The organism is Pirellulales bacterium (genome assembly GCA_036499395.1).
GTDB lineage: Bacteria > Planctomycetota > Planctomycetia > Pirellulales > JACPPG01 > JACPPG01.
In genome coordinates this window covers 142,443-162,470 of the sequence record DASYDW010000136.1, presented here as the reverse complement: position 1 = coordinate 162,470, position 20,028 = coordinate 142,443, and the positions used below count along the sequence as shown (strand labels likewise).

The following is a 20,028-nucleotide window of genomic DNA, read 5'->3' as shown; positions in this document are numbered from 1 at the left end:
TGGCGACAAAAGGATGAATCAACATGCTCGAACGGAAGCCCGTTTTCACCCACGTCATCGAGATGAACTACCAGGCCGGCCAGCGGCTGGGGTGCAATGTCTATCTCGTCTACGACGAATCGGAATGGATCCTGATCGACGTCGGTTTCGAGGATGCCGTCGACGAAATTGTCGAAATGATTCGGCAGCTCGATTTTCCCTTGTCGAACTGCAAAACCGTCATTGCCACCCACGCGGATGTGGATCATATCCAAGGGCTGGCCAAGATCAAGCAGTCGCTCAAGGCCACGGTGACCGGCCACCCTTTAGCGGCTAAGCCACTGGCCGAAGGGGATCCGATCAAGACCTTCGCCCGCATTGATGCCCAGGATATTCACCTGGAAATGCCGCCCGTGAAGCTTGACGTGTTGGTCGACGACGGAGATGTGATCACGGTCGGGAATCTCAAACTCGAGGTCTGGCACACGCCAGGTCATACCGACAGCCAACTGTCGTTCCGCATGGGCAATTTGCTCTTCAGTGGCGACAACATTTATCGCGATGGCTGCGTCGGCGCGATCGACGCGCATCATGGCAGCGACATCCAGGCATTCTTGCGTTCGCTGCAGCGAATCCGAGCCAGTGATGTCGAATGGCTGCTGCCGAGCCACGGTCCGATTTTCCGCAAGGATAATACGCTGCTCGATCGCACGATCGCACGGTTGGAAAGCTACCTGCACATGGCCGACTTCGGCACCTGTGCGGTTGACTGGCCACTGATGGACCAGTGGGACCGCGAGCTAGCCGAGGGAAAGACGCCGCTAAAAAATTCCGCGGCCGAATCCGCCGCCCGCCGGTAACTCATCGCAGCAAGCCAAAAGGACGTAGTCGCACAGAGGGGCGCCCGCAAAGTCAGCCCTGCTTCGCTCGTTTCTCCCCCACCTCGCGGACCCTACCGGCTTTAACGGATATTCCCTCAATGCCGGCTGTAAGGGGAGCCGATTCACTCCTTACAGGCCCAGGCTGATCTGCCGGCGCAAAGAGGCTTCTTCGATCAGGAGCCGGCCGGCGGTTCGAGTTGGGCGTTGGGGGGATTCATGATGATTCGTCGAGGAATGCTAGCGGGACTCTGCGCGCTGGGGCTGTGGTCCGCAACGGCCACCTCGGCCGATGCGCAAGAACAGGCCTTCGGTCGGCAGTGGGCTCGCAGCTACAACACCCAGGACTGGGACCGTTTCTACCACTACCCGTATCTGTGGTATCCGCAGAACTTTTGGAGCGCGGACTATTACCGCAGCTCGGAGAGCTTGTACTACCGCTATCCGCCAGAGATGCGGGTGCCGGTCTACAACAAGCGCTGGCACAACGAATTCCCCATGACCCGCAAGTACCACTGGGGAAATCACTTCATCCTCGATCAGTTCTAAGCGGGCGCATCGCTCCCGACGAAGCAATGGTGCCGCGGCTGGCGATCTTGCGCTCGAGCAGCCGCGGCGTTTCGATCCGGGACCGTCGAGCGGTACCTTAGGTACCGGCGCTTACGAGGAACTGGTACAGCGCTTCGCTCGCGGCCGTGAGTTCGTCGAGAGACAGCCATTCATCGGCCGTGTGCGCTTGTGCGATGGAACCTGGGCCGAACACGACGCTGGGGACACCGGCGCCGGCGATCGTGGCGGCGTCAGTTCCGAAAGGAACGCCGATCTCGGCGGCCTGTCCGCGCACACGCCGTGCGGCCTCGATCAATTGACCGGCGAGCACTTTGTTTGGGCCATCGGATAGCGAACGGCCTTCAAGGTAGGGACGCTCGTGCTCCAAGCTGGCACCAAGCTCGGTGCGATGCGTTACGTAATCGACCACTTGCCGGTAAGCGGTTTCACCATCTTCGCCCGGAATAATGCGGCGATCGATTTCGATCGTGGCCCGAGCGGGAACTGTGTTCACGCTCAGGCCGCCGCTGATTACACCGACGCTCAGGCTGGGGCGACCACAGAGCGGATGCGCAGCCGCCGATGCGGGCACATCACGGGCGTAGTTTTCCAACGCCGTCAGCACGCGGGCCATCTTGTAGATGGCGTTGTCTCCTAACTGTGGTTGCGAACTGTGCGCCGCGCGGCCGTGCGTGTGGCAGCGCCAGCGCACCGCCCCCTTGTGCGCCACCACGACGTCCAGGTTCGTCGGCTCGGCAATGATTGCCGCGTCAGGCGTGCGTGGAATGATCGAATCCTGGCCGGCCGAAGTCCATAGGCGCGTCAGAGCCTGAGCACCACTGTAGCCATGCTCTTCGTTGACCGTGCAGGCCATGATGACGGTCGGCCGCGAGCCCGGCTTTTCTTCGACGAGCCGGACGAGCGCGCCGAGCATGGCCGTCATGCCCCCTTTGATATCGCACGACCCGCGTCCGTAAATTCGTCCGTCGCGCACTGTGGGCTGCCAAGGGGGAATCGTCATCCCGTCGACGGGCACCGTGTCCTGGTGCGCTTCGAGCAAGATAACCTTGCCGCCATCGCCGGGAGCACGATCACCGTCGAAGCGAGCCACGATATTGTCGCGTTTCGGTTCGACTGTCTGCCGCACCCATGGCAGCGACAGCCGGTTGAAAAAAGCCTGCAGCCAGTCGGTCATTCGATATTCGAAGAACTCGGGTCCCGATACCGGACGTCCCATCGGATTGACGCTGGGCGTGGCGACCAACTGACTGAGCGTGTCGACGAGATCGAGAGGCATTGGTATGTGCTTTTTATTTCGCGCGGCGAAGTGGCCAAGTGGTGGATCGCGCCGGCGCAGTCGAGCGTATCGCCGCCAGCATCGCGGCTCATTCTACTGCCACGAGTGCTCGTACGGCAGCGGTTGCCGCCAGTAGCATTTGCCCAGAATGCAAAAACGCCAGATTTACCCGGGTGAACAGGGGTAAATTGGCTACACAGAACTTGCATCGGGTGTCACACCTGAGTAGTATTCTGTGAGTTCGACCCGTGTGAATCGTGCCGGTTTCCGGCCGATTTCGTGGGTCGAACTAATTCTCTGCCATGCTCGTGCTGAGACGTAATATTTTGGGGAGCCGATAAGAAAGTCCGCTGGGTGCCAATTCGTTAGATCTCGGCCGCGTGTACAGCCGGCGTCCGGACTTATGGTCCGGAACCAACGCTCGGATCACACAACCCGGGATCGAGGCCACCCCCATGTTGGAATGCGGGCTCTCGAAAACCGCGTCGCCACGGCATTGCGGTGGAGATTTTTTTTTCGCGAGAGTGCGCTCTGTGAGCAGCACTCGCCGAAGGCCAGTATCCTTCAAAGGCTGCTAATCAGCTTCAACGGATGCCGGCCTTTTTCTTTTCACTGGCTCAGATTGAACAGTGCCTCTCAGAGTGCGCTGAGGCAAACCGGGGGCGGTATACTGATGTAGTACCCCTCGGGAGGAGAGTCGCTTGACCACACTGTCACCGCAACTGGCCACCAAACGAGATCGGCTGTTGGATTTTATCCGCAGCTTTGAATCTTGTGCCGTTGCTTTCTCGGGCGGCGTCGATAGCACTGTGGTGGCCAAAGCCGCGCAATTGGCTTTAGGGGGCCGCGCTCTGGCCGTGACCGGTACGAGCGCTAGTCTTGCCTCGGGTGAACTCGACGAGGCGAAATCGCTCGCACAGTTGATCGGCATTCGTCACGAAGTCATAGCCACCGAGGAGTTCAAGGACCCGAATTACCTGGCGAATGCGTCCGATCGCTGCTACCACTGCAAAACCGAGCTGTACACGCAATTGTCCGGCGTCACTGAGCGGTTTCAGGTGGCGGTCGTGCTGAATGGAGCGAACCTGGACGATCGCGGCGATCACCGCCCCGGCATGGTCGCGGCTACCGAACACCAGGTTCGCAGCCCGCTGTTGGAATGCGAGCTTTCGAAGGACGAGGTCCGGCAATTGGCGGCCGATTGGAAGTTGCCGGTGTGGGACAAGCCGGCCAGTCCTTGCTTGAGCAGCCGCGTCGCGTATGGCGAAGAAGTTACGCCCGAGCGCGTGCGAATGATCGACGAGGCGGAAAGATTTTTGCGCTCTCTAGGCCTGCGCGAGCTACGGGTTCGCTATCACAAAGGGGACATGGCACGCCTCGAAGTGCCGCTCGAAGCGCTCGTGCGATTGGCGCAGCCGGAGATTCGCGAGCAATTGGTCGCCCAGTTGAAGCAGCTTGGCTTCAAATACGTGACGCTCGACTTGGAAGGATTCCGTTCCGGCAGCCTGAACCAGATATTGCCGGTCGAGAACCTGCGCGTGCTTCGCTAGCATCGCAATCGTAGGTGCTTTCTAGAACTGCTAAGAAAAAGAGCCCGCTAGCAATGCGCTCGTAGCCGGCTTAATGCCAGCGAAGGTCGCGCGACTGCAGGTTTGCGTGAATTAGCCCTGCGGAAATGCCGATGTTATCGACAACGTTTCTTCAGATTGCCCAATACGACATCGGCTTCCGAACGTGGTGCAAGCACTGCCGACATCCTTGGCGGCGATAGCCACTCCCTGGCTGCGCATTTGTTGCGCCCTCGTGCTGATCGCGTTATGCGGATGCACCACGGCACGCCTGCAGCGGAGAACGATCAATCAGGCCGGCACGCTTTCGGACATCCAGTATCAACTGGTGCTCGATAACCTGGCGATGTTCAGTTGCAACCCGGACTCGCTGGCCTGGCATGTGCGGGTCAACGGTGGATTGGTGCAGATTGCGGATCAAGGTTCGGGCTTCTTAGGCGCCAATCTGGGTGGGCCCGGTTACTTAGCGCCAAATCTCGGACTGCAGACCAACATCCTGCATCAATGGAACGTCGATCCGGTGATCGACGCCGACGACCTGCAGTTGTTGCAGCTTGCCTACCGCAAGGCGATCAATCCCTTCGACGCCGACGGCGCCCTCAAGCGCGAGGCGTACGACAACATCTGTGAGTACAGTTCCGGTTATCACATCGCACTGACGAAGGAAGTCGCCTCGGACATGCTTGCCACGATGAAGGAAGGCGCAGGCGAGGAGCGAAAGCTTCATCTGGAGCATATCGAGACCGATTTGGTAGAGTTGTACGCGCAAATCAATGAGCTTTCAGAGAAACCGCAGCGTTATGAAGCAGATGCCTTCGTACATGGACCGCACGGTCCCCCGTCAAAGCTCGAGTTTCTCAAGGAAGAAGTGATTCGCCTCACGGCCGAGGCCGGTGACGATTCAGTCGAACCGGTCGGCGCCTACTACCGGCCGGGGCGCAGCGTGGCCGTGATCGAACAAGCGCAAGACAAAATCGAGGCGCTCGTGAAGCTTATCGGCGAGGGCAAGGATGGTGAACCCAATCCTTATTCCATGCCCTGGATCATGCACGGCTGCAAGCAGGACGTACCCAAATGCGCCTGCCTGGTCGGACACTACCGTGGCTGCGGCTGCGATTGCTACGTCTGGATTACGCCTGAGAATATGAAAACTTTCCGCGACTTCGTGCTCATCGTCTTGAGCCTCGCCCCAGCCGAGGCGAGCGAGGGAACGACAGTCACGGGGCTGGGCGCGGCCAACAGCCCGAACTTCTAACGTCCGTCTTCGCAATCGTCCAGGAGATCAGGGGCGAGTGCGCATCGGCCCCGGCTATCGCATCCGCGTGCCAGGCGATAATCTTGCAGTGATTCATCGCCACGCCCTGCGCGGGAGTGCCGCTTTGCTCGTCAACGGAACCGAGATCGTCGACACGTTCGCCGAAGCGTTTCGCATGCGCTATGCGCGACTGGTGGTAACCGCGCACGACGAGCATTGGCTGCACGCGGCTGTCGCGGAATTCACCGGTTACGCTAGTTCGGTGATCGCCTGTGATGCCGAGGCGGGGGTCGAACGTTGGCTCAATCCAAGCGAGACGCCCGACGGCCGTCCCGGCGCCGCGGTGCTGGTGTTCGGTTTCTCGATAGAGGCTCTCGCCAAGGCCGTTCCCAATCGGACGGGGCAGTGCCTGATGACGTGTCCCACGTCGGCCGTGTTCGATGGCCTGCCTGGAGCCGAGGACCGCATTCCGCTTGGCAAACACATCCGTTTTTTTGGAGACGGGTTCCAGAAGAGCAAGTTGCTGCTTGGCCGGCGCTACTGGCGCATCCCGGTCATGGATGGCGAATTTCTCGTCGAGGATTCACTCGGTATCGAGAAGGGGGTGGCGGGCGGTAATCTGATCGTTCAAGGCGTCGACCTGCCGGCGGCCTTGGCCGCAGCGCGCCGCGCCGTCGATGCGCTCGCCGCGCTTGAGGGCGTCATCACTCCTTTTCCAGGCGGCATCGCTCGCAGCGGCAGCAAGGTCGGCTCGCGCTACAAGAAGCTGCTCGCTTCCACGGCCGACGCCTTTTGCCCAACGTTGCGCGGTCGCGTGACCACCGAGTTGCATCCGGGGGCGAATTGCGCCTACGAGCTGGTGATTGACGGCATCGACGAGTCAGCCATCGCCCAGGCCATGGCTGCGGGCATTCGCGCGGCAGCCGGCCCCGGCGTCATCGCGATCAACGCCGGAAACTACGGCGGCAAGCTCGGCAAGTTTCACTTTCGTCTGCACACGGTGCTTGCGGATCAGCAATAAGCGTATCACTCCGTGACCTTCACCATCAGCACGGTGCGGTCATCTTCCGGAGCCTGACCGCCGGTGAATTCTTCGAGCGCTTCACGCAAGGCGTCGATTAACTCGGCCGATGTCTTGCGCGGCTGATGCAAGACCTTGTCCAGCCCGTCAGTTCCGAATTGCATATTCGAGCTGTTTGATGCTTCGGTCACTCCGTCGGTATAGAACAACACGGTGTCGCCTACGGCCAGCTTCTGCGATGTTTCTGGGTAGGTCTCCCCAGCACTTATGCCCAGCGGTAGGCCGGCATTGTCGCCAAGCGGCTGGATCGTGCCATCGCTGCGACGCCAGCGCGGGGGATTGTGACCGGCCAGCGCGAAATTCAAGATGTGCGTCTGCGGATCGTAAATTCCGTAAAAGGCGGTCACGAAGGAGTCGTTCTCGACCGTATAGCGGGAAGTGAGCTGCGCATTGAGATAGCTCAACATCTCGCCCGGCGGCTGCGGTGGTCCGGGAAACGAATGCGCGATGCTGTGTGTGATCGCCATCATCACCGTGGCGGGCGTGCCATGTCCACTGGCGTCGGCCAGGAAGATGCCGAGCTTGCCGCCCGGGACCTCGAAAAAGTCGTAATAGTCCCCGCCGGCGCGTCGCGACGTTTGATAGTTTACCGCGAAATCGAGCGTCGGGACTTTCGGCATCGCGCGCGGCAATAGCGACCGTTGAATGTCAGCCACGATTTGCAACTCATGATCCACCGCTGCATAAGCGGCCTGCACCTGTTCCGATAACACCAGGTTGTGCGTGGCGCGACCGAACAGATTGCTCAACCACAGCATCTCAGGCAAACGCTCGTGGTCGAAAGCATCAGGATCGCGGCTCCCGGTAATGACCATGTTCAGCACGCGTCCCCCTTCGAAGTGCGGGATCACGAGCAACGATTTCATGTCCGCCAGATGCTCACCGGCTGGATCATTTGGATCGACCGCCGGGTTATTGATGATCCTCGCCTCGCCGGTATACAGCAGTTCTTGCAGCAAGCCGCGATCGTGGACCGGGAGGAGTTCGGCCTCTTTCCACGGGTTGATATGCCGGGGCCAGATGCTGGAGCGCGTAATCCGATAATGGGGTGGCTCGAGTCCCCGCCGGCTGATCGCCATCCAGCGATCCCCCGGCAGCAGCTTGCGCACTCGGGCTGCGTACGATTCCACCATCTTTTGTGGGTCCTTGGCGCCGCTCATCTCGCGCATCATGGCCACGACATATTCGAGCCGCTCCTGCCACGTTCCATGAGTCAGTTCGAAGATCGTTGCCATGCGAGACCCTTGCAAAAGCTCTTGGGCGCCGATACGTACGATGGAATCTGCCGCCGGGTGCCTGTAACCGTATCCAGCCGACAGGACATTGTACGCATCATGGACAGGGGCTTCACATCCGATGACCCGAGAAACTCAGCTCGATTTTGGTTTATCGGGCCAACTAACGATTCGCTGGCGATCAATTACTTGGCAGTGCGAAACTTCAACTGCGTAAATTCTCGCACCCGGTCCGTGATCGCTGGTTCGACCGGCAGGCGTTCCATTGAGCTGGCGCCGTAGAACCCAACGACACCTTCGGTTCGGTCGAGAACATATTGGGCGTCGGCCGGTTCAGCGATGGGCCCACCATGGCACAGCACGAGGATATCCCGGTTCACCCGTTTTGCGGCGTCGTGCATGGCTTGCACGCGCGCCACCGACTCGTCAAGCGTGAGCGCCGTCTGCGCGCCGATCGAGCCCTTGGTCGTCAGTCCCATGTGTGGAATTAGGATATCCGCGCCGGCCTTGGCCAGTGCCGCGGCTTCGTCGGGATTAAACGAGTACGGCGTGGTGAGCAGATTCAGCTCGCGCGCGGCGCGGATCATGTCCACTTCCAAGCCAAAGCCCATGCGGGTCTCTTCGAGATTAGCCCGGAATGTGCCATCGATCAGTCCGACCGTGGGAAAATTCTGCACGCCTGAGAAACCGGCGCGATCGACTTCGCGCAGGAAGAGTTTCATCACGCGAAACGGATCGGTGCCGCAGACGCCGGCCAGCACCGGCGTGTGCTCGACGATGGGCAATACTTCGCGCGCCATGTCCATCACGATGCCATTGGCGTCGCCGTAGGGCATCAAGCCCGAAAGCGAGCCGCGCCCGGCCATGCGAAAGCGGCCGGAATTATAGATCACCAGCAGGTCGATGCCTCCGGCCTCGGAAAGCTTGGCGCTCAGGCCTGTGCCGGCCCCGCCACCGATGATCGGCTTGCCGGCTGCGACCTTGGCGCGCAGTTTTTGCAGAATGTCGTCGCGCGAGTGGAGAGCCATGATTGCACCTTAGGTATGACGTCTCTTCGATAGCCGGTCTTTGCAGAGCTCGGACGAAGTTGATTGGTATGCAAGATCGGTCTCGTAGGCTGGTACGGAAATCAGGATCGATTCTGGCTGCGGAGTTTCATCATCGTGATCAAACGTGTGGCGGCTGCTTCGGCGAATTCAGGATCGTTGATGTGGTCGTCGAGCGAGACAACTTCGGTCGTGCCGGCATTGCGGCGGATGGCGTCGAAGAGTGTTGCACGTGCTGCTGGGTCATCGAATGGCTGTCCAGCCCGATCAATGGCCGAGACACCTTGCTCCGGCAGCATGATAACGGTCGGACCGCGGGCAGCGGCCGCTTTGCGACCAATGTCGGCGCCGATACGCTCGTTCTCTTCCGCTGTCGTGCGCATCAGCGTCACGTTGGCATTGTGCTGATAGAATTTCCGTCCAGAGAATCGCTCCGGCACCGTTTCGCGAGCGTGAAAGTTCGCCATGTCGGTCGCGCCAACCGAGATCACCTGCGGTACGCCGGCGCGACCTGCCGCAGTCAATCGATCAGGACCAGCTGTGAGCATTCCGCCGGCAAATTCATCGGCCAACTCAGTGGTTGTAATGTCAAGGACGCCAGCGATTAGGCCGTCGGCCACGAGTGATTCCATCGCTTGTCCGCCGGCGCCGGTGGCGTGAAACACCAGGACCTCGTATCCGGCAGCTTCTAGCACCTGGCGTGCTTTCTCAACGCAGGGCGTCGTAACGCCGAACATCGTGGCGGCCACGAGCGGTTTGTCATCGATGTTCTGCTTGGCCGCCGGCATGCAAACCATGCCGGCCATCGCGCGGGCCGCTTCATCGAGAATCGTGCGGCTGATCCGATTCAATCCTGAAATATCGACGACCGCGTTGAGCATCAAGATATCTTTGTCGCCGACGTAATGTCGCACCTGGCCTGAGGCCAACGTGCTGACGAGCAACTTAGGTACGCCGAGCGGTAGAACTCGCATCGCTGCCGAGCCGATCGTGCTGCCGGCCGATCCACCGATGGCCAGCACGCCTGTTATCTTTCCCGCTACATGATGTTCGCGCAGCAGCTTTGCCGCACTAACGGCCGCGGCTGCCACGGCCTGACCACGGTCGGCCTGGGCAACGATTTCTTCGAGCCGCGCGCCGCCCGCATGAAATAACTCTTCGCGAGAAATATCAGCGGCGCAGGCGGGCGAACCCAACGCCCCGGTGTCAACCAGAGTCACACGCGCTCCGCAGGCGCGCAGCCGCTGGCGGAGGAATTCCGCCTCGCGTCCCTTCGTGTCGAGCGTGGCGAGCAGGTAGACGCTCATGCGCTTTCAGTCCCGTCGGCGCCGCGCTTGCGGCAATTCGGCGGATTAATAGCGGGCCAGGTTCTTGTCGCCGACGTCGGGATTCACAGCCCGCACGATCTCTTGCGCTCGCTGCGACATCATCCGCAGTTCGCTACCGATGGCGATGAATTGCATGCCTTGCTTGGCGCGGGCCAAGGCGGCGTCCGATTCCATCGTGTGCATGCCGGTCGGCGTGCCGGTCTTCTTGCCGATATCCACGACGCGTTGCAGCATCGCCTCGAATTCCTGATCCGTGGCTTCCTTCCCGTCCGGCGAGCGCATGTTTGCCCGCAGGTCGACCGGTCCGACAAAGATGGCGTCGACGCCGGGCAGTGAGTAGATCTTCTCGGCGTTGGCGACGCCGGTGGGACTCTCGGTTTGCAGCACGACCAGAATCTCGTCATTCGCCTTGGCGTAATACTCGGCCGACGTAGCATCGAAATTTAGGCTGTGCATGCCGCCGCCGAGGCTGCGATTGCCAACCGGAGGGTACTTGGCGGCGCGAATCGCGATCTGCGCCTGTTCGACCGTGTCGACCATCGGTACCACGATGCCCCAGGCGCCGCCGTCCAGCACGCGTTTGATGTAGTCGTGATTCCCCTTGGGAACGCGCGCGAGCGGAATGCACCCGGCGTCGGCAATTGCGGCAAAGATCATCGCCGCCTGAGACCAATCGATCGGCGAGTGTTCCAGATCAAGCGTCAGCCAATCAAAGCCCATCCGCGCCAAAATGCGCGTGGCGTACAGGTCTCCGAGCGATAGCCAGGTACCGAACGAGGGCTTTCCCTCGCGCAGCTTTCGTTTGGCGATATTGGTTCTCATATCTCGTTTCGCAGTTGAGGAAATTGAGGGAGGCGGTTCAGCCCCTGGTCGGCGCAGCAAGGCTAGAATAGACTTCTCGTGGCCGGTTGGGAATTGCTTTCTCGAGGCCGTGGACCCATGACTTGCGGGAAGCCCGGATGTCAGATTTCGTAACTGTCGCCAAGGTGGGATCGATCCCCACAGGGCGCGGCGACACATTTACCGTCGACGGGCGCCTGGTGGCCCTCTTCAATACCGGCGAAGGCTATGAGGCGATCGACGACCTTTGCCCGCATATGGGAGCATCGCTTGGGGCAGGGCAAGTGCATCAGGGCATCGTGACTTGCCCCTGGCACGCGTGGCGCTTCAATGTTTGCACGGGCGTCTGGTGCGACAATCCGAAGGTCAAGATCGACCGTTTCGAGGTGCGCGTCGTAGGCGACGAAATCCAAGTGCGCATCCCCTAAGCGTCTGTCACAAATAATCGTCGTTGCGAATCGAGCACATCATGGCCAACGCGCCGGAAGTCGATATCGCCGCGATCCGGCAAGCCGCCGCACGAATTGCCTGCCTTGTCCATCGCACGCCAGTCATGCGCTCGAAATATTTCGACGCGCAAAGTGGCGCGACGGTGTTCTTCAAATGCGAGAATTTTCAAAGAGTCGGCGCCTTTAAGTTTCGCGGCGCGACGAACGCTGTTCTGTCGCTGGCCGACGAAGAAGCCCGACGGGGTGTGGTCACGCACTCCTCGGGTAATCACGCGCAGGCCCTGGCCTTGGCTGCCCAGATGCGGAGCATTCCGGCCACGATCGTGATGCCCGTCGGCGCGCCAGCGGTGAAGCGCGACGCGGTGGCGGGCTACGGCGCAACGATCGTCGAATGCGAACCGACAGTTCAGGCTCGTGAAGAAACCGCGGCCGCCGTGGTCGAGCAGAGCGGAGCGGTTTTCATCCATCCTTACAACGATCCTCGCATCATCGCCGGTCAGGGAACTGCGGCCCTCGAACTAGTGGCTGAGATTCCCAACTTGGACATGATCCTGGCGCCGGTTGGCGGCGGCGGACTGTTAAGTGGTACAGCAATCGCCGGCAAGGAGCTTGTCCCTGGACTACAGGTTGTGGGAGCCGAGCCCGCTGGCGCCGACGATGCGCAACGGTCACTGGCTGCGGGACGTATTCTGCCTAGCGACCATCCGCACACGATTGCCGATGGATTGCGAACCTCGCTGGGCGAATTGACCTTCGACATCATTCGCCGACAGGTCGACGAGATCATCACCGTTGACGATGCCGCCACGATGCACGCCATGCGCCAGGTTTGGGAGCGGATGAAAATCGTGATCGAGCCTTCGGCTGCGGTGCCGGTTGCCGTGCTGCTGGAAAACGCTTCCCGCTTTGCCGGTCGTCGTGTAGGGATCATTCTCAGCGGCGGCAATGTGGATTTGGCGGCGATCGATTGGACCTGAAACGGGCCAACATCCATGACCAATCGTGGAAATGAACTTGTTCAAGCTCAACCGGCTTCAGGTATTGCGCAGAAACTGGCGGCCGACGGATATGCGATCGTTGAGGAATGTCTCGATTCCGAGGTTACATCCTGGCTCATAAAGGCTGTCGAGTCTTGCGAACGATTGGCAACGAATCGCGCAATTCGGCGACGAAATGAGGTATTCGCCGTTCGAAACCTGCTGGATGTCGTGCCAGAGGTCGCAGATATTTTTTTGCTGCCGCGGGTTCGCGAGTTGCTTCGCGAGGTCGTTGGTCCTCGGCCGTTCTTGACTAAGGCGATCTTGTTCGACAAGACTTCCTCGGCCAATTGGCATGTAAACTGGCATCAGGATCTATCGATAGCCGGAAAGCAACGGGCCGATATGCCGAACTGGACCGGCTGGTCAACCAAAGCGGAGGTGCCACACGTTCAGCCGCCGGCCGAGGTTTTGGAGGGAATGGTCACGGTGCGGTTGCACCTCGATCCCTGCAAAGAGAATTGCGGTGCCCTCAAGGTAATCCCCGGCTCACATCGCGAAGGGCGGCTTTCAGTTGCTCAAGTCGCGCAGCTCGTGAAAGATACGTCTTTTGTCACATGCAGTGTCTGCGCGGGTGCAGCCGTCATAATGAAACCGTTGCTGTTGCACGCCTCGTCACCGGCACGCAATGCCGCACATCGGCGGGTGTTGCATCTGGAATTCGCTCCTAACACGTTGCCGGCGCCACTCGAATGGGTTTACGGAAGCATTCAGCTCGATCCGTAAAACTGCCCTGTCAACCATGTCCGAACAAGCGTCAAAAATCATCACGCTGCTGACCGATTTCGGGACGGGCAGCCCTTACGTCGCCCAGATGAAGGGTGTGATCCTCTCACGGAATCCTCACGCGACGATCGTGGATGTCACACACGCGATACCGCCCCAAAATATCAGCGCCGGGGCCTGGGTGTTGGCCGAGGTGGCTCATAGTTTTCCCCCCGGCTCGATTCACGTAGCCGTGGTCGATCCGGGCGTGGGAGGCGAGCGAGCCATCGTTTACGCCGAGATTGCCGGGCGGCATTACATCGCCCCCGATAACGGGTTGCTCGGTCGCTTGGCGGCGCGCACCGCTCCCTCTAGAATACTTACCTTAACCGAACCTAGATTCTGGCAGGAGCGTGTATCCGCCACGTTTCACGGACGAGATATCATGGCTCCGGTTGCTGCGAGGTTGAGCCTGGGGCTCGACGCTAAGGAATTGGGGGCGCTGCGGCAGGGGCTCGTAGAACTCCCGGAACCGGAGGTGCGGATCTTGCCCAATAAGATCGAAGGACAAGTGCGATCGATCGATTCGTTCGGCAACCTGGTGACCGACATCACGAGCGATATGCTCGCCGGCGCCCCGACTGATGAACGAACGCTGATCCACTGCGACGAACATGAAACCCAGGGCATTTTTCGCACCTACAGCGATCAGCCCGAGATGACCCTGATGGCCCTGGTCGGTTCGAGCGGCTATTTGGAACTGGCCATTGTGGGAGATAGCGCCGCGCTGATGCTGGGCGTCGGCGTCGGCACCCCGGTAACGATTAAATGGTAGAGCCAGTCGCTCCTCGCTCACTTCTTACGTCTGTTGGCGATTTGTCCTCTCAAAACCAGCCCCCCTCGGCAGAATCGCTCGCCGACTGGGACCGCCAGCATGTGTGGCATGCGTTCACGCAGATGGCCGAGTACGAGCCGCTGCTGATCGAACGCGCTTTCGGCTGTAAGTTGGTCGACAGCGAAGGCCGCGAATACATCGACGGCGTCAGCAGCCTATGGTGCAACGTCCATGGGCATTGCCATCCGCATATTAATGCGGCGATCAGCGAGCAACTCGCCAAAGTCGCGCATACAACGCTCCTCGGTGCGTCGAATTCGACGACCATTCGGCTCGCCCGCCGCCTAGTCGAACTGTCGCCCGCCGGCTTGAATCACGTGTTCTTTTCCAGCGACGGCTCGTCGAGCGTCGAAGTTGCGCTAAAGATGGCGTTTCAGTACTGGCAGCAGCGCGAGGATCCTCGTCCACGCAAGACTCGCTATGTTGCTTTGTCCGATGCCTATCATGGCGACACGCTCGGAAGCGTTAGCGTTGGGGGCGTGGAACGATTTCACTCGATGTTCCGGCCGCTATTGTTCGACTGTCTGCGCGTGCCGGCGCCGGTGACCTTTCGGGCGCAAGTACAAGTGCCGCGAGATGAGTTTGGCCAACATTACTTGGATGCGGTCGAAAGATTGCTGGCCGAGCGGCACGAGGAAATCGCAGCGCTCGTGATCGAACCGCTCGTTCAAGCGGCAGCGGGCATGATCATCCATCCGCCGGGCTATCTACGCGGAATTCGCGAGCTAACGCGCCGCTATGACGTGCTGCTGATTGCCGACGAAGTGGCCGTCGGCTTCGGACGCACGGGGCAAATGTTCGCCTGCGAGCACGAGGATGTTTCGCCGGATTTTCTCTGCCTCGGCAAGGGACTGACCGGCGGATACCTTCCCATGGCCGCGACACTGGCAACGGACGACGTGTGGCGCGCGTTCTTGGGACCAAACGCAGCGGGGCGGCAGTTCTTTCACGGTCATACGTTCAGCGGCAACCCCCTGTCAGCTGCCGCGGCTTTGGCATCGCTCGAGGTTTTCGATCATGAGCAAGTGCTGGACAAACTGCCGGCGAAGATCGACCGCCTGGCCGAGCACCTCGCGCGAATTAGCCGTCATCCGCACGTCGGCGACATACGGCAATGTGGCCTGATCGCGGGTATCGAGCTGGTCGAAGATCGCGGCACGAACCGGCCCTTTCCTTGGAACGAACAGCGGGGGCGCGAGATCTGTCGCCTAGCCCGCGAGCAGGGCGTGCTATTGCGGCCGCTGGGAGATATCGTTGTGGTCATGCCGCCGCTGGCGATTTCGTTTGCCGAACTCGACGAAATTTGCGGCGCTGTCGAACATGGCATCGAGATTGCGACTGGCGCACGCTAGGCAAGTTTCGCTACTGCGCGGCAGACTTGCTGCCATGCGGCGAACCGGCAATCGGCTGGCCATCGGCCAACGGGCGGCCGGCGACGCTGAATCCCATTTCGTGCAGCTGCTTTCGAATTTCGCGAAACGCGGGAAAGCTGTCGTCGTAGGTCCATAGCGTCACCGTGGTGCGCTTGGGTTCGTGACCGGCTAGTGCGCTAAAAAAGGCTGATTGCTTGATCAGGGCCTCTTCCGCCGTCTCGCCAAGGTCGTCCGCCATCGGCATCAATACGAACTGCCGCAATTGGGCATAGCTGCCCGAATGGCCGGACTCGGGCGAAATGTCGACCCGTTCGACGATGTATTTCAAGCGAAAACCATCGACCGGTCCGACCATGTCCGAGAATTCACGCTCGTCGCGCAAGCGATCAACCTGCTCGTGCGCCCGGCGTTTGAATTTTTCCAAAAGCGCTTCGAGTGGGATGGGGGCGATCAATCCTCGCTTCAACTGGAAATGCACTTCCTTGCCGTAAACAATCTGACTGATCGGCGTGGGATAACTATGGATTTCAATCGTGGGTGCCGGCGAGGTATCGACCTCCTGCTTTAATCGCGAGATTTGCGTCAGCTTGTTCTCGGCCATAGCCAACGAGCGTTCGAGATCGAATTGCTCGCGTGATTTACCGTCGAGCGCATTGCGCTGTTCGTCCAAATCGCGTTGACGTTGCGCCACGACTTGTGCCAGCACGGCACGCTCTTGATAGCGCGCCGCGGTGGACACGGAGACGTTTTGAATTTCGGCGTTCAGGTCCATCACGTCTTGCTCGAGCGCGGCCATCGACGCCTCGGTCTCCTTGAGCGCCTCGACGGCCTTTTCTTTCGAGAGCAGATTCGGTGACAGTAGCGAGGGAAGATTCTTGATCCGCGTGCTGGCGATAACCACCAGGATGATAAGAATGCCGACGATGTTAGCGACGACATCCAAAAAGGAGTCGTTACCGAAGGCTTCTTCTTGATCGCGCGCCGGACGTGCCATGTCAGGACAATGCTGGCTGTTGCAATATTGGTTCTAAACCGCCGCCAAGGAATTCGCAGCCCGTTACCAGGGGCCCACTTTGCGTTTCGGCCGTGCCACTTGTGCCGGGGCTTTGGTCGCGGGCTTCACTTCGATGCCGCTATCGGATAGCAGAGTCTGCAGATCCTTGTAACGCCCTTCGGCTCCCGGTGCGACGTCAACCGCCAACTGCGGCCGCCAATACATGCCGCGCCCAGCCGAGCCCCACGTTTCCACGCGTTTCCAAACGGACGAAACCAGGTCTTCGACGGAATCTTCCGTGTACTTATCCAGGGGTATCTCGTACGGCTGCGCGGGATTATCGTCGTTCGGCAAAACCAATCGGTCGGCGCGACACTCGACACGTACAGGACGCGTGATCGGCACGGCGTGCCGGGCCTCTTCGGGCAAGCTCCAGTTCTTACCGCGGCGATCGGCCATGCTGTTCGTGGCCGTCTGCTCTGTCGCGCCAAATTGCGCGCTCGGAATGCTGGGCATGGCGCCCATCGGGCTCGACTGACCGCCGGCGCTATTAGCCGAGACCAAACCGGCCTGGCCACCGGGGTTGCCCGGCTGTCCAGCGCCACCTCCTGCGCTTTGTTGTGCGCCGGGTTGCATACCTAGCTTTCCGGGCCCTTGTTGTCCGGGACGCCCCTGTGCGTATTTCTTGCTGTAACCTTGACCGGCTGGTCCCTGCTGACCGCCGGCTTGCTCTGAGCCATCGGCCTGGCCGGATTCTTGTCCACCTGGAGGGCCGGAGCTGCCCGATTCTCCACCTGAAGTGGCGCCGGAAGCGGCACCATTAGCATTAGCGCCGCTGGCTCCTCCGGACATCGCGGATGATTTCGCGCCGTTGGTGGCAACGCCCGAGCTTGCGCCCCCGGGAACCGTGCCCTTTTGATCACCAGACCCTTGTGCCGTGGTAGCGCCGAGTTCGGTGACGGCGCCCGAGCCGAATGTGCTGCTGCCGAAACCACCGATCGGATCGCCAGGTTTGCCGCCGGCCGCTGCAGTACTGGGAACCGAAGGGTCGCCATTGGCCCCGCTTGGAAGCGGATACGACGTCGGCGTTTGAGCGCCAGTGCCAGAACCAGTACCAGAAAGTGAGTCACCACCACCCGCGGGCATCCCGAGTTCCGGACCGTTTGCTGTGCCCCCGGCAAACGAGCTACCCGCGTTTAAAGCGGCTCCAGGCCCCGTACCGCTGGCCAGCATATTTGCTCCAGCGCCGCTGACAGGATTCTGGCCGCCGGCCAGCATGTTCGTTCCCGCGCCATTTCCGCCGGGATTTATGCCGCCGGCCTGCGTGCCGTATCCCGTGCCTGGCGCTACGCCTCCTGGCAATGTTCCCCCCGGCGCGCCCGCGGTGTAGCCATTGCCTGAACCGCCGACGACGCTGGCGCCGATTGGCGCACTGGCCGCTGCTCCGTAGACGCTTGCCAGATCTTGCTCGCTGTTGCCAGATCCTGTGGAGTCTGAATCGCCGCCCCGACCACTGGTGTTGCTGGCGTAGCGCCCGGCGCCGGAACCGCGACCTGAGCCGCCGCCTGAATTGCCGCGCCCGCCGGTGCCCTGCGCGGCATAACCGCCACCACCACCGCCGCGATGACCGCCGCCGTGTCGTCCGCTCCAGGCACTGCGCGAGGGAGTCGAACTACCTTCACCGGGCCCGCTATCTTGCACGATGCCACCTGACGGCGATGCGCGATACCATTGTTGCGATTTCTTGTCGTTGAAAGCGCGGGGGGCGGCGCGGGCCAATGCCTGTTGCCGCAAGCGCGCCTCGTCAACTGCCAAGCGCATGGCTTCGACCATGGCCGGTTGTGGCGCGCGGAATTCGAGCTTCCAGTCCTGATCGATCAATTCGTAGCCGAATTCCGATCCCCACGAGGTCATTCCCTCGCGCGCCTGGTAGTAGGCTTCGACGCCATCAGGGCGCACCAGCAACAGCGGATAAGGCTCGCCGGCATCCTCGCTATTGCGATTCTCGTAACTAGTCAGGTATTCGCGCGCTGCGCGCAGACCTGCCGCTAGGGGATTTCCGGGGCCCATTGGTCCGGCAAAATCGAAGGGACTTAGCTCGATATTCTCCGGCTGCAAAATAATGCGGTCGGCCGTGCATTCGATGTACAGAGGGCGCCGGAGGGTCTGGCTTGGCCCCTCATAAGGGACGACCGCATACGAAGGGCGGCGCGAATCGGCCTCGAGTCGCGCTTTTTCCAAGTCTCGTTCGGCGGCATCGGCCAGTTCCGAAACGCGTTTGGTTTCGGCACGCAATTGCTCTAGCTGCTCGCCGGAGCCGAGTTCTTTAGCTTCGGCCGATTTGGCGACTTCGAGGTCGGCCAATTGCTTGCGCAAGCGGCGCGAGTGCTCTTCGATATGGCTCAGCTCGAGACGACGGTCCTGTAGTTGTGCCCGGGTTTGCTCGCGCGAGCTCGCCAGATGTTTGGCGCGCCACTCGAGCGTTTCCCGCTCGGACTCGATCTCTTCCACTTCGCTGGCATTTTGTGGCGGCTCGTCGGCGTTCTTTTGCTGGGCGGTGCGAACAACGCAGATCAATACAATGATCAGGGCACCCAATGTGCAGAGCATCACGTCGAGAAACGTGAAGAGCGAGAAGGCGGCGGATTGCCTAGGAGAGCGACGGCTCATGCAGTCTTGTTGCCTGGAAGAGGTCCTTCCGCCCTAACGATGCTTAACATGCCGTCTCGACTTCGACCGGTAGCGCCAGCTTGGCGCGCAACTCCGGCGCATACGCCATCAATCGCGCACGCCCGCACCAAGACGAATGCGCGCGCTGCCCAAGAACACAGACTCTCGTCGACGAGTTGCCCGTCGATAAAATCGACGCAATCGGCAAAGTGAATGTAGAAAAACCCGGGACAGCGTGCCGCTGGCACCCAAAAAATAAGGGGCTTACCGTACTGACTAACGACTCAAGCGCCAAGCACAGTTGGAAAGCGGCGCTTTGGGCGAAGCGGCGAAGCTAGCAGCGCTCCCGGCGCCGTGGATGTCGCGAATGCCATCTCCACATGCCGCATTCGTTGTCGGCATTGAACTCGGTAGGAATGGGGAAGCCGCGGATGTTTGCCGAGGTGAGTGAGTCTGCGCACGGGTGCGAAATGGCGTGAGCTGCTGCCTTCGAGAACTGGAGCGCGCACAGACGGCGTCAAGCTGCCAGCAATGCATCGTTGCAAACAGCATCAAAGTCCTGCCATCCGCATGCCGATATCGTTGTGCGTCCCTTTGAGCGGTTTCCAAATGTCGCTGATCGTCGTCGCGGGCGATAAAACCACTCAAAGAGGTCGAAGCTCGCGCACCAATGCAATGCGAGCCACGTAGAACAACCAATCACTCCGAGGACGCGTCGTCGCACCCCCCACCCCCGACGATGCAAACATAGACGCGTCTTCCCAGGAGGGTACGCTCTGGTGTTGATCGGAAACGGTCCGCCAGAGCGTTTTTTATTGCGCGGCAAATCGGTGCGGAACTCATCGCGCC

17 protein-coding genes are annotated in these 20,028 nt (G+C 60.5%); 10 read left to right on the top strand and 7 right to left on the bottom strand.

What is annotated here, in order from left to right; all coding sequences use genetic code 11:
• Window positions 1–23: 23 nt before the first annotated feature.
• Window positions 24–839, top strand: a complete 816-nt coding sequence (locus VGN12_29080; protein HEY4313541.1) for an MBL fold metallo-hydrolase — start codon at window positions 24–26, stop codon at window positions 837–839.
• Window positions 840–1,076: 237 nt separating this feature from the next.
• Window positions 1,077–1,406 (top strand): calmodulin-binding protein, encoded by a 330-nt coding sequence (locus tag VGN12_29075; GenBank protein ID HEY4313540.1) that lies wholly within the window; start codon window positions 1,077–1,079, stop codon window positions 1,404–1,406.
• A gap of 97 nt (window positions 1,407–1,503) precedes the next feature.
• Here the strand turns inward: VGN12_29075 and VGN12_29070 are convergent, their stop codons facing one another.
• The gene (locus tag VGN12_29070) at window positions 1,504–2,703 is read right to left on the bottom strand and encodes a M20 family metallopeptidase (GenBank protein HEY4313539.1); all 1,200 of its coding nucleotides are present in this window, start codon (window positions 2,701–2,703) and stop codon (window positions 1,504–1,506) included.
• A 701-nt stretch (window positions 2,704–3,404) separates the two neighbouring features.
• On the opposite strand from VGN12_29070, the gene larE reads away from it, so the two are divergent.
• The 3 genes from larE (at window position 3,405) to fhcD (ending at window position 6,547) form a co-directional block, all read left to right on the top strand.
• The gene (gene larE / locus VGN12_29065) at window positions 3,405–4,253 is read left to right on the top strand and encodes an ATP-dependent sacrificial sulfur transferase LarE (GenBank protein HEY4313538.1); all 849 of its coding nucleotides are present in this window, start codon (window positions 3,405–3,407) and stop codon (window positions 4,251–4,253) included.
• A gap of 184 nt (window positions 4,254–4,437) precedes the next feature.
• Window positions 4,438–5,526: a hypothetical protein gene (locus VGN12_29060; protein HEY4313537.1), complete on the top strand. Its 1,089-nt coding sequence runs from the start codon at window positions 4,438–4,440 to the stop codon at window positions 5,524–5,526.
• A gap of 124 nt (window positions 5,527–5,650) precedes the next feature.
• On the top strand, window positions 5,651–6,547 hold the full coding sequence (gene fhcD / locus VGN12_29055; GenBank protein ID HEY4313536.1) for a formylmethanofuran--tetrahydromethanopterin N-formyltransferase: 897 nt from the start codon (window positions 5,651–5,653) through the stop codon (window positions 6,545–6,547).
• Window positions 6,548–6,552: 5 nt separating this feature from the next.
• Here the strand turns inward: fhcD and VGN12_29050 are convergent, their stop codons facing one another.
• The 4 genes from VGN12_29050 to VGN12_29035 all read right to left on the bottom strand — a co-directional run bounded on the left by VGN12_29050 (window position 6,553) and on the right by VGN12_29035 (window position 11,038).
• The gene (locus VGN12_29050) at window positions 6,553–7,842 is read right to left on the bottom strand and encodes a GAF domain-containing SpoIIE family protein phosphatase (protein ID HEY4313535.1); all 1,290 of its coding nucleotides are present in this window, start codon (window positions 7,840–7,842) and stop codon (window positions 6,553–6,555) included.
• Window positions 7,843–8,027: 185 nt separating this feature from the next.
• A complete protein-coding gene (locus VGN12_29045) occupies window positions 8,028–8,870 on the bottom strand; it encodes a phosphoenolpyruvate hydrolase family protein (GenBank protein ID HEY4313534.1) in 843 nt (280 codons plus the stop codon).
• A 101-nt stretch (window positions 8,871–8,971) separates the two neighbouring features.
• Entirely contained in the window at window positions 8,972–10,195 is a 1,224-nt protein-coding gene (locus tag VGN12_29040) for a Tm-1-like ATP-binding domain-containing protein (protein ID HEY4313533.1), read from the bottom strand.
• Window positions 10,196–10,240: 45 nt separating this feature from the next.
• Window positions 10,241–11,038 carry an aldolase/citrate lyase family protein gene (locus tag VGN12_29035; protein ID HEY4313532.1) on the bottom strand — a complete coding sequence of 266 codons (798 nt, stop codon included), beginning with the start codon at window positions 11,036–11,038 and terminating at the stop codon, window positions 10,241–10,243.
• 137 nt (window positions 11,039–11,175) lie between these two features.
• Between VGN12_29035 and VGN12_29030 the strand changes: the two genes are divergently transcribed.
• Genes VGN12_29030 through bioA form a run of 5 tightly spaced genes read left to right on the top strand, consistent with a single transcriptional unit; the run spans window position 11,176 to window position 15,494 of the window.
• Window positions 11,176–11,484, top strand: a complete 309-nt coding sequence (locus VGN12_29030; protein HEY4313531.1) for a Rieske (2Fe-2S) protein — start codon at window positions 11,176–11,178, stop codon at window positions 11,482–11,484.
• Window positions 11,485–11,525: 41 nt separating this feature from the next.
• Complete coding sequence (locus VGN12_29025; protein ID HEY4313530.1) at window positions 11,526–12,482, top strand: pyridoxal-phosphate dependent enzyme; 957 nt, start codon at window positions 11,526–11,528, stop codon at window positions 12,480–12,482.
• A gap of 15 nt (window positions 12,483–12,497) precedes the next feature.
• Window positions 12,498–13,268: a phytanoyl-CoA dioxygenase family protein gene (locus tag VGN12_29020; protein HEY4313529.1), complete on the top strand. Its 771-nt coding sequence runs from the start codon at window positions 12,498–12,500 to the stop codon at window positions 13,266–13,268.
• Between the two features lie 16 nt (window positions 13,269–13,284).
• Window positions 13,285–14,082 carry an SAM-dependent chlorinase/fluorinase gene (locus VGN12_29015; protein HEY4313528.1) on the top strand — a complete coding sequence of 266 codons (798 nt, stop codon included), beginning with the start codon at window positions 13,285–13,287 and terminating at the stop codon, window positions 14,080–14,082.
• The gene (gene bioA / locus VGN12_29010) at window positions 14,076–15,494 is read left to right on the top strand and encodes an adenosylmethionine--8-amino-7-oxononanoate transaminase (protein ID HEY4313527.1); all 1,419 of its coding nucleotides are present in this window, start codon (window positions 14,076–14,078) and stop codon (window positions 15,492–15,494) included. The genes VGN12_29015 and bioA overlap by 7 nt, the downstream gene beginning before the upstream one ends.
• A 10-nt stretch (window positions 15,495–15,504) precedes the next feature.
• Here the strand turns inward: bioA and VGN12_29005 are convergent, their stop codons facing one another.
• Together VGN12_29005 and VGN12_29000 are read right to left on the bottom strand one after the other, a co-directional pair.
• Complete coding sequence (locus VGN12_29005) at window positions 15,505–16,509, bottom strand: hypothetical protein (protein ID HEY4313526.1); 1,005 nt, start codon at window positions 16,507–16,509, stop codon at window positions 15,505–15,507.
• 63 nt (window positions 16,510–16,572) lie between these two features.
• Entirely contained in the window at window positions 16,573–19,179 is a 2,607-nt protein-coding gene (locus VGN12_29000) for a hypothetical protein (protein ID HEY4313525.1), read from the bottom strand.
• Window positions 19,180–20,028 lie beyond the last annotated feature (849 nt).